Origin of the sequence: Bacillus sp. SRB3LM, from assembly GCF_015712745.1 — a bacterium.
Taxonomy (GTDB): domain Bacteria; phylum Bacillota; class Bacilli; order Bacillales; family Bacillaceae_G; genus Bacillus_A; species Bacillus_A thuringiensis_K.
This window is the reverse complement of record NZ_VWVQ01000007.1, coordinates 94403-109374: the sequence shown is the minus strand read 5'-3', so window position 1 is coordinate 109374 and position 14972 is coordinate 94403. Positions and strand designations below refer to the sequence as shown.

Below are 14972 nucleotides of genomic sequence, written 5' to 3'. Positions count from 1 at the left end.
TAGAGTTGAAAGGGGAAATACTTTTGAAAACAACTTATGTAAACGCTACAATCGTAACGATGAATGAACAAAACGAAGTGATAGAAAATGGATATATCATTGTAGAAAATGATCAAATTATAGATGTAAAGAGCGGAGAATTCGCTAATGATTTTGAAGTAGATGAAGTAATTGATATGAAAGGAAAGTGGGTTTTACCAGGACTTGTAAATACACATACACATGTTGTAATGAGTCTCTTAAGAGGTATTGGCGATGATATGTTATTACAGCCGTGGCTTGAGACGAGAATTTGGCCACTTGAAAGTCAGTTTACTCCAGAGCTTGCGGTTGCTAGTACGGAATTAGGATTACTTGAAATGATGAAAAGTGGTACAACATCATTCTCTGACATGTTTAATCCAATTGGAGTAGATCAAGATGCAATTATGGAAACGGTATCAAGGAGTGGGATGCGAGCTGCTGTTTCAAGAACTTTATTTAGCTTCGGAACGAAAGATGATGAAAAGAAAGCAATCGAAGAAGCTGAAAAATATGTGAAGCGTTACTATAACGAAAGTGGTATGTTAACTACGATGGTTGCACCACATAGCCCATATACATGTTCTACAGAATTGTTAGAAGAATGTGCACGTATTGCAGTAGAAAATCAAACGATGGTTCATATTCACCTTTCGGAAACAGAGCGTGAAGTACGTGATATTGAAGCACAGTACGGAAAACGTCCAGTAGAATATGCAGCAAGTTGCGGATTGTTTAAACGTCCAACAGTTATTGCACACGGTGTAGTATTAAATGAAAATGAGCGTGCATTTTTAGCAGAACATGATGTTCGAGTAGCACATAACCCGAATAGTAATTTAAAACTAGGATCTGGTATAGCGAATGTAAAAGCGATGTTAGAAGCAGGAATGAAAGTAGGAATTGCAACAGATAGTGTGGCATCTAACAACAATTTAGATATGTTTGAAGAAATGCGTATAGCAACATTATTACAAAAAGGTATACATCAAGATGCAACAGCATTACCAGTTGAAACAGCTCTTACACTTGCGACTAAAGGGGCTGCTGAAGTAATCGGCATGAAACAAACAGGATCACTTGAGGTCGGAAAATGTGCTGATTTTATTACAATTAATCCATCTAATAAGCCGCATCTACAACCAGCAGATGAAGTATTATCGCACCTTGTATATGCTGCTAGTGGAAAAGATATTAGCGATGTCATTATTAATGGAAACCGTGTCGTTTGGAATGGCGAATGTAAAACGTTAGATGAAGAGCGTATTATATTTGAAGCAAGTCGTTATAAACGAGGTTTGCAAAGATAGATAATTATGTGGCAGTTGAAAAAAGCTATCCTTTAAAAGGATAGCTTTTTTCTTGAACGAATAAATATTCAAAAGAATGTCGCATCTTTCTGTTATTATTTCTGCTATAATATATTACGCTTTATAATATTTTATATTTAAGGAGAACAACTCATGAAGCGAAAAAAGAGCCATTTAATGGTAATGGCACTTGTTACATCTTTATTATTAACAGCTTGTAATAATAAAGCAAATAAAAGTGATACAGAGGTTAAAAAACAAGTGTTAAATGTAACAGTATCAGAAGAAATTCCTTCTCTGGACACTGCTAAAACGATGGATGGTACATCAGCACACGTTATGCAGAATATATTTGAAGGGTTATATGTATTAAATGATCAAGATCAGCCTACTCCAGCCATAGCAAAATCGTTTAAAAGGAGTGAAGATGGTAAGAAATATACATTTGACTTGCGTAAAGATGCAAAATGGTCAAATGGAGACAGTGTAACAGCAAACGATTTTATGTTTGCGTGGAAACGTGCAATTAACCCTGAAACAGCATCTCAATATGCGTCTATGCTCTTTTATGTGAAAAATGCGAAAGAGATTAATAAGGGAGCAATATCTCTAGATGAACTTGGAGTTACGGTTATAAATGATTATAAGTTAGAAGTTGAACTCGAACAGCCAGTTCCGTATTTTTTACAGTTGTTAGCACTACCTATATACTTACCACAGCATGAATCATTTTTGAAAGAACAAGGAAACAATTATGCATTGGAACCTAGTAATCTCATATATAACGGTCCATTTGTATTAGAGAAATGGAAGCATGAACAAGAGTTTCAATTAAAGAAGAATGCTACATATTGGGATCGAAAGAAAGTGAAATTAGACGAAATAAACTTTCATATCGTAAAGGATACAATGACAGCTGTAAATTTATATGAAGCCGGAGATTTGGATCGAGTACCTATTAATTCGCAAGTTGTAGACAAGTATAAAGGGAATAAGGAATTACATATGTCGAGTGATCCTGGAATTGCTATGCTTCGTTTTAATGAAAAAAATACCGCGTTAGCAAATAAAAAGGTGCGTCAATCTATTTCATTAGCGTTAAATAAAGATGATTTCGTTGCTCACTTTATTAATAACGGAGCAAAACCTGCAAGTGGACTTGTACCAGTTGGTCATGTAAATGAAGTGACTGGTAAAGATTTTAGAAAAGAAAACGGCGATATTTCCTCATATGATTTGCAAAATGCTAAAAAGCTTTGGGAAGAAGCGAAAAAAGAACTTGGAGTAGAGCAAGTAAACCTCGAGTTTTTAACGTTTGAACAAGATAATGCAAAACGGATGGCAGAATATATAAAAGGTGATTTAGAAAAGAATTTGCAAGGACTCGCGATACAAATTAAACAACAGCCATTTAAGCAAAAATTACAGTTAGAACAAACAGGTGATTACGATATAACTATGGCAAATTGGGGACCTGACTATAAAGACCCAATTAGTTACTTAGAGATATTTACGACGGGTAATCTAAATAACAAAATGAATTACTCTAATTCTCATTACGATGAATTAATGAAGAAAGCGAAAACTGATTTTGTACTAGAACCAGAGAAACGATGGGGAGCATTGCTAGAAGCTGAGCAGGTATTATTAGAAGATTCAGCTGTAGCTCCACTCTATCATATTGGCTCAGCATATGTACAAAAGGATTATGTAAAAGGAATTGAGAAGCACCAATTTGGTGGTATTTATACTTATAAGAATGCTTATATTGCTAATGAATAAATACAAAAAACCTTACTTTTTAAAAGTAAGGTTTTTTACACATGAATTCTATTAAACCGATTTTAATAAAGAATAAAAATTCGTGTCATAGGGGATATCATCTTGATACATATAATTTTTTAGAACTCCTTCTTTTTCAAATCCTAATTTTAATAGCACCTTATTTGAAGCTTCATTTTCAAGAAATACAATTGCTCCGATCCGTTTTAAATGAAGTGTGTGGAAACCGTACGATATAACTTCAGAAACAGCTTCCGTCGCATATCCTTTTCCCCAGTGTTCAGGGAGGAAGGCATAGCTTATATTGGCTCGTTTATGCTCAGAAGACCAATCGTGAAATCCGATTGTTCCGATGAGTTCTTTCTTGCCTTTTAATTCAATTCCCCACTTTATACCGCTTCTTGCATTGTAACTCAGCTTAAAGTTATGAATAATTTGTCTCACTTGATCAAGATCCTGTAATGGTTTTTGGCCATAATAACGCAGTACGTCAGTATTAGAAAAGCATTGTAGTATACTCGGTGCATCTTCTTCTTTAAGTTCTCGTAAAATGAGTCGGTCGGTTTTCAATATAGGAAACATGCTTTCACTCCATTTCTTCTGAAACTAGAATGTGTTTTTATTATATAATCTAGTCTGAAAATAAAGATTATTCAAGTGAGAAGTACGGTTTTAATTTATGATAAAATTGATTGTGGAATATATTTCAAAAAGAGGTTTGTATATGGAGAAAAATCTAATTTTAATTGTAGATGATGATCAAGATATTGTTCGATTTGTGAACGTAAATTTAATGCAAGAAGGTTTTAAAGTTTTTAGTGCTCATAATGGAGAAGAGGCTTTAGAAATAATAAATAATAACAGAATTCAACTTGCTATTTTGGATATTATGATGCCACAAATGGATGGAATAGAATTGTGTAGAAGGATTAGAGAGAAACATAGTTTACCAATTATGTTTTTAAGCGCAAAATCATCGGACGTAGATAAGGTAATAGGATTTAGTACTGGAGCAGATGATTATATTGTGAAGCCGTTCAGTACAATTGAATTTATAGCGAGAGTGAAAGCTCAATTAAGAAGGTATACATATTTCAATCAAAATGTTGCCCAAGAAATAGAAAAGAAAATAAACATTAGAGGTTTAGAAATAGATGAAGTGTCTAGAACTGTAATGTTATATGGAGAAACAATCAATCTTACGAGAACTGAATATGATATTTTGTACTTAATGGCCGCTGTAAAGAATCGTGTATTTACTATTGAAGAAATATATGAGAGCGTTTGGAAAGAAAGGGCCTATGAAAGTAATAATACAGTAATGGTTCATATTGCAAGATTAAGAAATAAAATTGAAGAGAATCCAAAAGAACCGAAGTTTATACAAAATGTTTGGGGAGTCGGATATAAAATTGAAGATTAGATCTTTACAGGGTATTAGGGCGAAATTTTTTTTAGCTTTCATATGTAGCATCTTGTTAGCGACTGTAAGTATAATAGTGCTTCAAATTTTAGTTGGAAATATATATAGTCATGTTAATGCGTTAGAAGAAAAATATTCATTTTTATACTTTATAGTTTTTTTGATTTTTACTACGACATACTTTGCATGTATGACAAAAACAATGATGAAAAGATTGTCTGAAATTAATAAGAACGTGAAGGAAATAAGTAATGGTAATTTTGAAGTACATATACCTATTTCAAAAAATGACGAGATTGGTGAATTAGCGACGAATGTAAATAGAATGGTCAAAAGTTTAAAAGAGTCTATCGAGAATGAAAAAAAATCACAGGAAATGAAAAATGAAATGATTAGTAATATTTCTCATGATTTACGAACGCCAGTAACATCTTTAATCGGTTATGCGGACCTGTTAGGAAATAAACTCCATTCGAATGGAGAAGAATGTGAACAGTATGTAAGTATATTAAAGCGAAAAAGTTATGAATTAAAACATCAAGTAGATGATTTATTAGAATACTGTCAAATAAATTATAGAGAGATTGAATTACATAAAGATGAAGTAGATATGAAAGCATTAATTGAACAAATCATGATTGGCTTTGTACCACAATTAGATGATGCTAATATGAGCTTTTATATTAAAAGTGATGAAGTGCTGTATGTAGAAGTTGATGTGGCACTTATAGTGAGACTATTTGAAAATATAATAGGTAATAGTATTATGTATGGAAAAGATGGAAAGGAAATTGCAATTGGAATTTCCAATAAAACAATGAATGTTGAAGTAGAAATTAAAAATTTTGGACAATGTATTCCGGAAGAGGACCTTCCTTACGTTTTTGAGAAATTTTATCGTAGTGAAAAATCACGTAGTTCTTATACTGGTGGGAAAGGAATGGGGCTTGCAATTTCAAAAAGTATAGCCGAGCTCCATCAAGGGGATCTAACTGTACGTAGTAACGATAAAGAAACAGTTTTCACTGTGAAATTACCGCAGTATAAAAAAGTAAGAAAGTCGTAAGTATTTCTTTTATATGTCGTAATTTTTACTTTGTATCATTGAGAAAAAGGATATGAGAGTAGGGATGCGACATGTGGAAGAAATTTTTATTAGTGATTATAGTTTCTTTTTTAATTATAAGTTGGATCTTAGTTTATGTAGCTAAAGGCGTTATATCAGTCATTTTTTGGTGGAGTATACAAGCCTTTAGCATAGTATCACTCTTTATTTTGATAGGATCAGTTTTACTATTTGTGTGGAAAGGGATTTTCAGAAAGCGAATAGATAGAGCGCTACTCTTCATCGTTCTTTTCTCTATAATTGGAGCTTGGCCTTTAGGGTGGTTTGCTAACATAGGAGGACTTGCTTATCCAGCAGATGTACATTCTATGAATCCTAAAGCAGTAGTTCGCTTTCCTTTGAATGAACGAGCATTAGTGGGATGGGGTGGTGATCGATTAGAAACGAACTATCATGTTATAAAACCAAATGAACGCTGGGCATATGATGTTCTTATTCCGCCTGCTGAAGTGAAAAGTAGTAAGTTAGAGGATTATGGAATATATGGAGCGGAAGTAATGGCACCAGCTTCTGGAACAGTTGTATCTATCAATAATGATGAAAAAGATGTAGTTCCAGGAGAGGATGATTTTCAGTCAATGGCGGGTAATCATATTTATTTACGACTAGATGAATCAGGGACATTTATGGTTCTGGCCCATTTAAAGAAAGGATCAATTAAAGTGAGGGAAGGACAACATGTAAATGAAGGAGAGGTTCTTGCTCAAGTCGGTAACTCAGGAAGTTCAAGTGAGCCGCATTTACATATTCATCATCAAAGGCAAGATCCGTCCAAGGTAAGTATGTTTTTTGCGGAAGGATTGCCACTTTACTTTCGAACTGAAAATGGTATCATGATGCCGGAAAGAGGGACATACATAAGTGGTAACTAGAAGAAAATCATTTCATCCAAAAAGGGTATTCCAAATTAAAATTGGAATACCCTTTTTCATTACCCTACAAAAGTTTGATACAGTAAGAAAATATTTAAAATGATAACAAGTATAGCAATTATCCATGCGATAAATGTTGTTATGCGGTGGTTAACGAGTGCACCCATTATCTTTTTATTACTTGTAAACATAATAAGTGGTACTAATGCAAATGCAATACCGAATGATAAGACGACTTGGCTCATAACGAGAGCGTAAGTTGGATTTACACCTAAAGCGATAATAACTAATGGTGGAATCATTGTAATAAATCGGCGTAAATATAACGGAATATGCATTCGAATGAAACCTTGCATAATAATATCACCCGACATTGTACCGACAGAAGAGCTAGATAGTCCTGCTGATAAAAGTCCAATCCCAAATAATGCAGCCGATACAGGACCTACTAAATTGGTAAATTGAGTGTAAGCAACATCTAAATCTTCAACGTGCAAGCCGTTTTTAAAGAATAGAGCAGCTGCTACAATTAACATACTTGCATTAATTGCTCCAGCAATAACCATTGCAATAATAATATCGATAAACTCGAAGCGGAAAATCTTTTTCTTTTGTTCATCATTTGTTCCGACTACGCGCCGCTGCGTTAAGGCGGAATGTAAATAGATTGCATGCGGCATAACTGTCGCACCTAAAATCCCTGCTGCAAGTAATATACTATCTACACCATGAAATCTTGGAATAAATAGTCCTGAAAGAAGGGGACTTAATTCTGGTTTTGCATAAAAAACTTGAATTCCAAAAGCGATTACTACAATGAAAATCATTCCTGTAATAATAGCTTCTAGTGGACGAAATCCTCTACGTTGAAACTCAAGAATAATAAATGATCCGGCTGCAGTAATTAAAGCGGCAGGTAGCATCGGGATTCCAAATAGTAAGTAAAGCCCCAAAGCAGCTCCAATAAATTCCGCTAAATCTGTAGCCATAATAACTAGTTCACCTTGTATCCATAAACCGATAGACACAGGCTTTGGAAAGTTTTCACGAGCTATTTCGGGTAAATTGTTTCCTGTAGCAATTCCTAATTTAGCTGATAAAGTTTGGATTAATACAGCCATTAAGTTAGAAGCGAGTATAACCCATAATAGTAAATATCCATATTGTGAACCAGCTGCGATATTTGTAGCAAAGTTGCCAGGGTCAATATAAGCAACGGATGCGATAAAAGCGGGTCCTAAAAATGGTAACAGTCTTTTCCAACCTTTTGTTTCTCCACTTAAAGCTAAGTGAGCTGATTGTACAGTTGTACTTTCAGAAGGGAGATGTTCATCTTTTGTTATATCTTTATTCATAGTAGTTTTCCCCTTTAAAATGTTAACTTGATGAAATTATTGTATGTATTCTTACTCATTATTTCAATACATTTAAATATGTTATGTGATAATTTCATTTGAACACGAAAGTTTCCTTAATGCAAATTATATGCCTTTATGCAATGGATGGTGTGATAATGTAAAATAAATTGGGAGTTTATGGTGTGATGACGTAGGGAAACATAATAAATTAAAGGGTTAATTTTGAAATTTATGTGAACATAAAGCCGATAATCCAGCATATTAATTGATGGAATTGCATTTGTATGATATATAATATATTGGGATTACAACATAACCATAGTGTTTTGATGTGTAATCTTGTTTTTTATTTTTGTTAACTGATAGAAAATAGTATAAAGAAAAGAAAATGGGATTCATTTTCTTATTATATATGTTTTGATATGAACGTTAACTTATACATGATTTTAAAAATTAGATAGGTGGTAGAAATACATTGGCAACTACAAAACCATACAGAGTATTACTATATTACATGTACACAACAATTGAAAACCCAGAAGAATTCGCGGCAGAGCATTTAGCATTTTGTAATTCACTTGAATTAAAAGGAAGAATTCTTGTAGCAAAAGAAGGTATTAACGGAACTTGTTCTGGAACTGTAGAACAAACAGAGAAATACATGGAAGCAATGAACAATGATCCACGTTTTGACGGTATCGTATTTAAAATAGATGAAGCTGATGGTCATGCATTCAAGAAAATGCACGTGCGTCCTCGTCCAGAGTTAGTTACACTTCGTCTAGAAGATGACATTAACCCACACGAAATAACTGGGAAGTATTTAGAGCCAAAAGATTTTTATGAAGCAATGAAACAAGAAGATACAGTTATCATTGATGCACGAAATGATTATGAGTTTGATTTAGGCCACTTCAAAGGTGCGATTAAACCTGATATCGAATCATTCCGTGAATTACCAGATTGGATTCGTGAAAATAAAGAAGTACTTGAAGGTAAAAAGATTTTAACTTATTGTACAGGCGGAATTCGTTGTGAGAAGTTTTCTGGCTGGTTAGTTCGTGAAGGCTATGAAGATGTAAGTCAGCTTCACGGCGGAATTGTAACGTACGGAAAAGATCCAGAGGTACAAGGTGAGCTTTGGGATGGACAATGTTACGTGTTCGATGAGCGTATCGCTGTACCAGTAAACCAAAAAGAACATGTTATCGTTGGTAAAGACCACTTTACAGGTGAACCTTGTGAGCGCTATGTAAACTGTTCAAATCCAGAATGTAATAAGAAAATTTTATGTTCTGAAGAAAACGAAGCGAAATATTTACGTGCATGTTCTCATGAATGTCGTGTAAGTCCACGTAACCGCTACGTAATACAACATGAATTAACGGAAGAGCAAGTAGCTGCTGCATTAGAGCAAATCGAAGCAGGGAAGTAAGAGGAAAAAGGCTAATCTAAATTTTATTTTGGATTAGCCTTTTTCATATTCGATTCTTTTTTGTCGTTTTTTGTCGGTAAGTCGATATGTTTAAATAATCGCTGATATATTTTGATTTGCGTCGATATAATTTGAAAATCGCTGATATATTTCGAGTTGCGCCGATATAATTTGAAAATCGCTGATAAAAATTTCACTTACTGAATTGTACTACGTATTTGTAGTTTAAAAATAATCTTCTTTACTTCTTATCGTCTTTCTCTCTCACAGCAGAAAGTACAGTTTGTTTTACCCAAGCTTTTCTTCGTTTATGTTGTAGACCCCATTGGTATAAACTTTGGGCTCCTAAAATAAGTGAAATGACAATACCGCTAATCGCAATTAATAGAGCGAAAAATTCAAGAGGTGACGATATTTTGTTTGAATCGGTGTTTCTTAAAAGGTCAATCATAGTAAACCCTAACATTTGGCCCACTACAGAGTAGAGCGTTAAAATTAATAATAAAAGGCTATCTTTTTTAGAGGCGACGTTTTCTTGATATTTAAACAAACTATCAAGATTTTGTTTCGCGTTCGAGTATAGAACCTCAATATTAAAAAGTTTTCTTAAGCGGAAGAAAATATCTTCACTCTGTGATTGGGATACTAATTCTAAAGAAAAATAATTAGCAGTGAACGAATTGATCGAATAAATTAATTTCTCTATTTCATTAGTATCTTGTTCAATATTTAGCTCAGCATAGGCGTTTGCCATTTTTAATAAAACAATTTTATGGAATAGATTTAATAATAAAGCGTAATAAAATTCCCCATACATTTGACTAGCAAGTTTAGAGATTTCGCGTTCGCCTTCATTTGTTACACATGTAAAAATATGTTCTTCCATAATGAAATAACGATTTGGAGCCCATCTCTGGTAAGCGTGTTTTTTTAAATAGTCATGAATGTAAGGAAGGTTATTTGCACTCACATAGGGCTTACCATCACTTGTTAATCCGGAAAGACTAGAAGTACGATAAACATCCACTTCATTAAGTTCCATACCTTCTTTTAGTGACAATAAAGTTTGGACGTACATTCTTTGGTCTTCGAAGAAAGGGAAGGTTTGAAAGTATGAACTTCTTAATCTCTTCTTTTCAAAGAAATCAGTTACACCATGAAATAAATAACCAAAAATGAATTTTTCAACTTGGGAATACTTTTTTCCGTTACATTCAATACAAATAGTCTCATTCGTATCATTTTTAGTTTCAAGTACACGGAAGCGAGCAGCGAATTCGATTGCTTCAGATAAAGTCATGTTTGGAGCAGTGTTTACTTCTGTTCGAATTGTTAAGAAGCCAAGTTCATAGGGACAAAGTGTTACATCAATAGAGTGTATATTAAATGGGATTGAAATAAGGTTTGTTGTTAAATGTCCAGTTAAGTTAAGGTCCTTTGAATAACGTTGCAAGCCCTTTTGATGCTCTGAGTGAGGAAAGAGAATTTTATTGGTAAATGAAAGATAGTATGCTTCCATATTTTGATGTGAAACTTTAAACTCCCCATAATATGTATTTTCATCATCGAGATGATCGAGCCGAAAAGGACGAAAATCGTTTTTTTGTAAGAAAGGGAACATATTTTGTTCATATCCAGTTTTAAAAGAAAACGGGAATATAAATTGAAATATAGCTGTTGCTACATCTTTTTCCTCAATTGCTTGTATTGCCTCCATCTACATTGTTTCCTTTCCGTATATGCTATAGAAACAACATGCCCAAATTTATTTGAAAATAACCACTGTTTTATACCCGATTGAGAGTGAAAATTCAGCTTATTTAGCAGAGGACATGTATAATGTTATGTATACTAAAAGTTATAAAATTTTATTTTGAAAAGGGGGATGCTGTATGCGGATTTTAGTATTAGGCGCTGGTGGAGTCGGAGGATTTTTTGGTGGCAGATTAGTCGAAAAGGGAGAAGATGTTACATTTCTTGTTCGTAGTAAACGGAAAAAACAATTAGAGGAAAGAGGACTTGTAATCCGAAGTGTTAACGGGGATTTTTCCTTTCAACCGAAATTAATAACGAAAGAAGAGAGAACTTCTCCATTTGATGTCATTTTATTTTCAACAAAAGCGTATCACTTAAACGAGGCAATTCAAGATTTGAAGCCGTTTGTTGGCGAAAATACTGTAATCATTCCATTGTTAAATGGTATCGCTCATTTATCGCTATTACAAAAAGAATTCGGCGAAGAAAAAGTAATTGGCGGTTTATGCTTTATCGAGACGACGTTAAACGATCAAGGAGAAATTGTACAAACTAGCGCTGCCAACAGACTTGTGTTTGGAGAAATTAAGTCTCAAAATTCAGAGAGAGTAAAGCATATTTCTAAAGCATTTGCAGGTACGAAATCTAGTTTTGTTTTAAGTGAAAATATTACGCAAGATATGTGGCATAAATATTTATTTATTACTGTAATGTCCGGTGTGACAACGTTAATGCGTGCACCAATTGGACCAATCCGTGAAAGTGAAGGCGGCCGTGATTTTATCCGTAATGTGTTTGAGGAATCTGTACAAATCATGAGAGTATTAGGAGCTCCAATAAAGGTTAATATTGTCCAGGAACATATGAAAACAATTGATAAAATTTCGTATGATATGAAGTCATCGATGCAACGTGATATGGAGAAGGGGTCGTTTATTGAAGGGAAGCACTTGCAAGGATATTTACTGGATGTAGCAGAGCAATTTTCTATAGCGGCACCATTATTAGGCACTATATATCAAAATTTAAAGGTGTATGAAGAGATGACCTTTAACAGATCTGTAATAGAATTAGATGTATGAAAAAATAAAAAAGATAGCAATATATAAGTGTATTGCTATCTTTTTTATTTTTTTTATGACAAATTATTTATTTCTTTTCGTTCTATCTGTCAAATTTATTTCCTGTTCACGTTTACCATATAACTGATTAATTTCATTTGCTACTGCATCTAAATATGAATCGGAAAAAATAGGCTTCTTTTCTTTAGACATAGGGGTCTCCTTTGCGGATTTTTTAGTATTCATTATGTATATTTCTCAGTGGATTATGCACAATCATTTTAATTTTTTTCTTATTAAAAATTTTTGTTTACTTTTTGAAAATAAAGGAGTATTATAATCCACAGTTTCAATTTTCTAAATCGCTGAAACCGCATGGTACGGGGGACCCGTTTTTACGGATTAGTACATAATCCGATGGGGTGAATCCTTAAAAAAGGTAGGGCTACTCATAGGCCCGAATCCGACAGCTAACCTCGTAAGCGTTATATTGAGAAGGAAGGTGGAGCTTGTGCGACAAAAAAAATAATGTCTACAAGTCTATTTCGCTATGGCTTGTAGACATTTTTTGTTTTCTGAGGAAATAGTTTACTGGCTGCAACAAGCAGAAAAGTTCGTACAAAATTATTGGAGAGTGGACAGCATTGGTTTCATCTATTAAAAGATTTTTAATTGGAAGACCGTTAAAATCAACGGAGCTTGGAGAACAAAAGCTTAATAAAACGAAAGCTTTAGCTATTTTATCTTCTGACGCATTGTCATCAGTTGCTTACGGTCCAGAGCAAATTTTAATTGCTTTAGCAGGTGTTGGAGCGATCGCTTATTGGTATTCCATTCCGATCGCTGTTGGGGTATTAGTATTATTGACAGCCCTTATTTTATCTTATCGTCAAATTATTTTTGCTTATCCGCATGGCGGGGGAGCGTATGTTGTATCAAAAGAAAATTTAGGGATGAATCCAGGCTTAATTGCTGGAGGATCTTTATTAGTTGACTATATTTTAACTGTTGCGGTAAGTGTGTCCGCTGGTACAGATGCAATTACGTCTGCGTTTCCTAGCTTACATGCACACAACGTAATTATTGCGGTTATATTTGTTATATTAATTACGATATTAAATTTAAGGGGAGTAACGGAATCAGCTTCCGTTTTAGCATATCCTGTTTATTTATTCGTTTTAGCACTATTTATATTAATTGGTGTGGGCATATATAATATTTTAACTGGTCATGTTTCACCCACTTTACATGCGCCAATTGGTACACCAGTTGCAGGGATTAGTTTATTTTTATTACTAAGAGCATTTGCATCAGGTAGTTCTGCTTTAACAGGTGTTGAAGCAATTTCAAATGCAATTCCGAACTTTAAAGATCCTGCGCCAAACAATGCTGCAAAAACATTGCTTGCAATGGGTGCATTACTTGCTGTGTTATTTTCAGGAATTGTATTTTTAGCTTATTATTACGGAGTGACTCCGAGTAAAGAAGTAACAGTTGTTTCTCAAATTGCTGAACAAACATTTGGACGTAATTTCATGTACTATTTCATACAAGGTACAACAGCTTTAATATTAATTCTTGCTGCTAATACAGGTTATTCTGCATTTCCTTTATTAGCGGTTAACCTTGCAAAAGATAAATTCATACCGAGAATGTTTACGATTAGAGGAGACCGCCTAGGTTACTCAAACGGTATTATTATACTTGGAGTTGCTTCGATTATTTTAATTGTAGCTTTCCAAGGACAAACAGAACATTTAATTCCACTATATGCAGTAGGTGTATTTATTCCATTTACACTTTCTCAAACAGGGATGGTATTAAAATGGCTTCGCGAAAAGCCTGAAGGATGGGCTTTAAGATTAACGGTTAATTTAATTGGTGCAGTTATTAGTTTTATCGTAATGAGCATGTTCTTTTTAACTAAATTTGCACAAGTTTGGTCGATTCTTATTTTCTTACCAGTTATTATCTTCTTATTCCATCGAATTAAGAAGCATTATGATGCAGTGGGTGATCAATTAAGTTTAAAAACTTGCGAGCCTCTTATTCCAATTGAGGGGAATGTAATTGTCGTTCCTGTAGCAGGTATGACGCATGTAGTAGAAAATTCATTGAACTATGCGAAATCGCTTTCGGCAGATCAAGTTATCGCAGTATATGTTGCTTTTGACAGAGAAGAGGAAAAGAAATTTGAGGAGAAATGGAAGAAGTGGCAACCTGAAGTAAGGCTTGTTACATTACATTCTCATTATAGAAGTATTATTCAGCCGCTAACGAAGTTTATCGATACAGTGCAATATAAGGCAAGTGAATCGAATTACCGTGTTACGGTCGTTATACCACAGTTCATTCCGAAAAAAGGTTGGCATAACATTCTTCATAATCAATCCAGTTTACTTATACGTGCGTATTTACTTTATAAAAGAAATGTTGTTATTACGACAGTTCCATATCATTTGAAAAAATAAGAAAATTTTTTAAGGATAGCTTCGCGAAAATGAAGCTATCCTTTTTGTGTATATGCTATGCATAATTGCATATGGGGTTAAAAATTATACTAATATAACTTCATTGGTTATTTGAAAGTAGTGTTTTCTGTTGTGATATATAGATATTTCAATCGATAAAGTGAATCGGATTATATTTTGAAATAAGGACATGAAAGCTTGAAAATAAAGGGAATGAAAATACTTCTTTACGATATATAAACAGCTGTGTTTAAATGACCTTACAGTACAAAACTTATATGGAAACAAAATAAAATTTCATATTTACGTATGTTGTTTAGTTTAAAATGAATAATATTTTTATGTAATATATTCACTG

Annotated in this window: 12 protein-coding genes and 1 riboswitch; of the genes, 8 read left to right on the top strand and 4 right to left on the bottom strand. The window is 33.7% G+C overall.

Annotated elements, in window-relative coordinates:
• Nucleotides 1-5 precede the first annotated feature (5 nt).
• Together F3I02_RS05155 and F3I02_RS05150 are read left to right on the top strand one after the other, a co-directional pair.
• Nucleotides 6-1331: a bifunctional S-methyl-5'-thioadenosine deaminase/S-adenosylhomocysteine deaminase gene (locus F3I02_RS05155; RefSeq protein WP_131249771.1), complete on the top strand. Its 1326-nt coding sequence runs from the start codon at nucleotides 6-8 to the stop codon at nucleotides 1329-1331.
• 153 nt (nucleotides 1332-1484) lie between these two features.
• Entirely contained in the window at nucleotides 1485-3113 is a 1629-nt protein-coding gene (locus tag F3I02_RS05150) for a peptide ABC transporter substrate-binding protein (protein WP_000823518.1), read from the top strand.
• Between the two features lie 51 nt (nucleotides 3114-3164).
• On the opposite strand, the gene F3I02_RS05145 is transcribed toward F3I02_RS05150, so the two are convergent.
• Nucleotides 3165-3695 carry a GNAT family N-acetyltransferase gene (locus F3I02_RS05145; RefSeq protein ID WP_000483962.1) on the bottom strand — a complete coding sequence of 177 codons (531 nt, stop codon included), beginning with the start codon at nucleotides 3693-3695 and terminating at the stop codon, nucleotides 3165-3167.
• A 142-nt stretch (nucleotides 3696-3837) separates the two neighbouring features.
• Here F3I02_RS05145 and F3I02_RS05140 point away from each other — a divergent pair, with 142 nt between their 5' ends.
• The 3 genes from F3I02_RS05140 (at nucleotide 3838) to F3I02_RS05130 (ending at nucleotide 6534) form a co-directional block, all read left to right on the top strand.
• Nucleotides 3838-4536: a response regulator transcription factor gene (locus F3I02_RS05140; protein ID WP_196477716.1), complete on the top strand. Its 699-nt coding sequence runs from the start codon at nucleotides 3838-3840 to the stop codon at nucleotides 4534-4536.
• Complete coding sequence (locus F3I02_RS05135; RefSeq protein WP_116777434.1) at nucleotides 4502-5602, top strand: HAMP domain-containing sensor histidine kinase; 1101 nt, start codon at nucleotides 4502-4504, stop codon at nucleotides 5600-5602. The genes F3I02_RS05140 and F3I02_RS05135 overlap by 35 nt, the downstream gene beginning before the upstream one ends.
• 71 nt (nucleotides 5603-5673) lie before the next feature.
• Nucleotides 5674-6534 (top strand): M23 family metallopeptidase, encoded by an 861-nt coding sequence (locus F3I02_RS05130; protein ID WP_000265529.1) that lies wholly within the window; start codon nucleotides 5674-5676, stop codon nucleotides 6532-6534.
• A gap of 59 nt (nucleotides 6535-6593) precedes the next feature.
• Here the strand turns inward: F3I02_RS05130 and F3I02_RS05125 are convergent, their stop codons facing one another.
• Nucleotides 6594-7889 (bottom strand): Nramp family divalent metal transporter, encoded by a 1296-nt coding sequence (locus tag F3I02_RS05125; RefSeq protein WP_196477715.1) that lies wholly within the window; start codon nucleotides 7887-7889, stop codon nucleotides 6594-6596.
• 478 nt (nucleotides 7890-8367) lie between these two features.
• Here F3I02_RS05125 and trhO point away from each other — a divergent pair, with 478 nt between their 5' ends.
• Nucleotides 8368-9327: an oxygen-dependent tRNA uridine(34) hydroxylase TrhO gene (gene trhO, locus F3I02_RS05120; protein ID WP_000246214.1), complete on the top strand. Its 960-nt coding sequence runs from the start codon at nucleotides 8368-8370 to the stop codon at nucleotides 9325-9327.
• A 241-nt stretch (nucleotides 9328-9568) separates the two neighbouring features.
• On the opposite strand, the gene F3I02_RS05115 is transcribed toward trhO, so the two are convergent.
• Nucleotides 9569-11044 carry a hypothetical protein gene (locus F3I02_RS05115; RefSeq protein ID WP_196477714.1) on the bottom strand — a complete coding sequence of 492 codons (1476 nt, stop codon included), beginning with the start codon at nucleotides 11042-11044 and terminating at the stop codon, nucleotides 9569-9571.
• Between the two features lie 175 nt (nucleotides 11045-11219).
• On the opposite strand from F3I02_RS05115, the gene panE reads away from it, so the two are divergent.
• The gene (gene panE, locus F3I02_RS05110; protein ID WP_001221903.1) at nucleotides 11220-12164 is read left to right on the top strand and encodes a 2-dehydropantoate 2-reductase; all 945 of its coding nucleotides are present in this window, start codon (nucleotides 11220-11222) and stop codon (nucleotides 12162-12164) included.
• A gap of 63 nt (nucleotides 12165-12227) precedes the next feature.
• Here the strand turns inward: panE and F3I02_RS34350 are convergent, their stop codons facing one another.
• Nucleotides 12228-12356, bottom strand: coding sequence for a hypothetical protein (locus F3I02_RS34350; protein WP_000031873.1), 129 nt, complete (start codon nucleotides 12354-12356; stop codon nucleotides 12228-12230).
• 140 nt (nucleotides 12357-12496) lie between these two features.
• Nucleotides 12497-12643, top strand: a riboswitch (cyclic di-AMP (ydaO/yuaA leader).
• A gap of 144 nt (nucleotides 12644-12787) precedes the next feature.
• Between F3I02_RS34350 and F3I02_RS05105 the strand changes: the two genes are divergently transcribed.
• Nucleotides 12788-14614: an APC family permease gene (locus tag F3I02_RS05105; RefSeq protein ID WP_000254887.1), complete on the top strand. Its 1827-nt coding sequence runs from the start codon at nucleotides 12788-12790 to the stop codon at nucleotides 14612-14614.
• The last annotated feature ends 358 nt before the right edge of the window (nucleotides 14615-14972 follow it).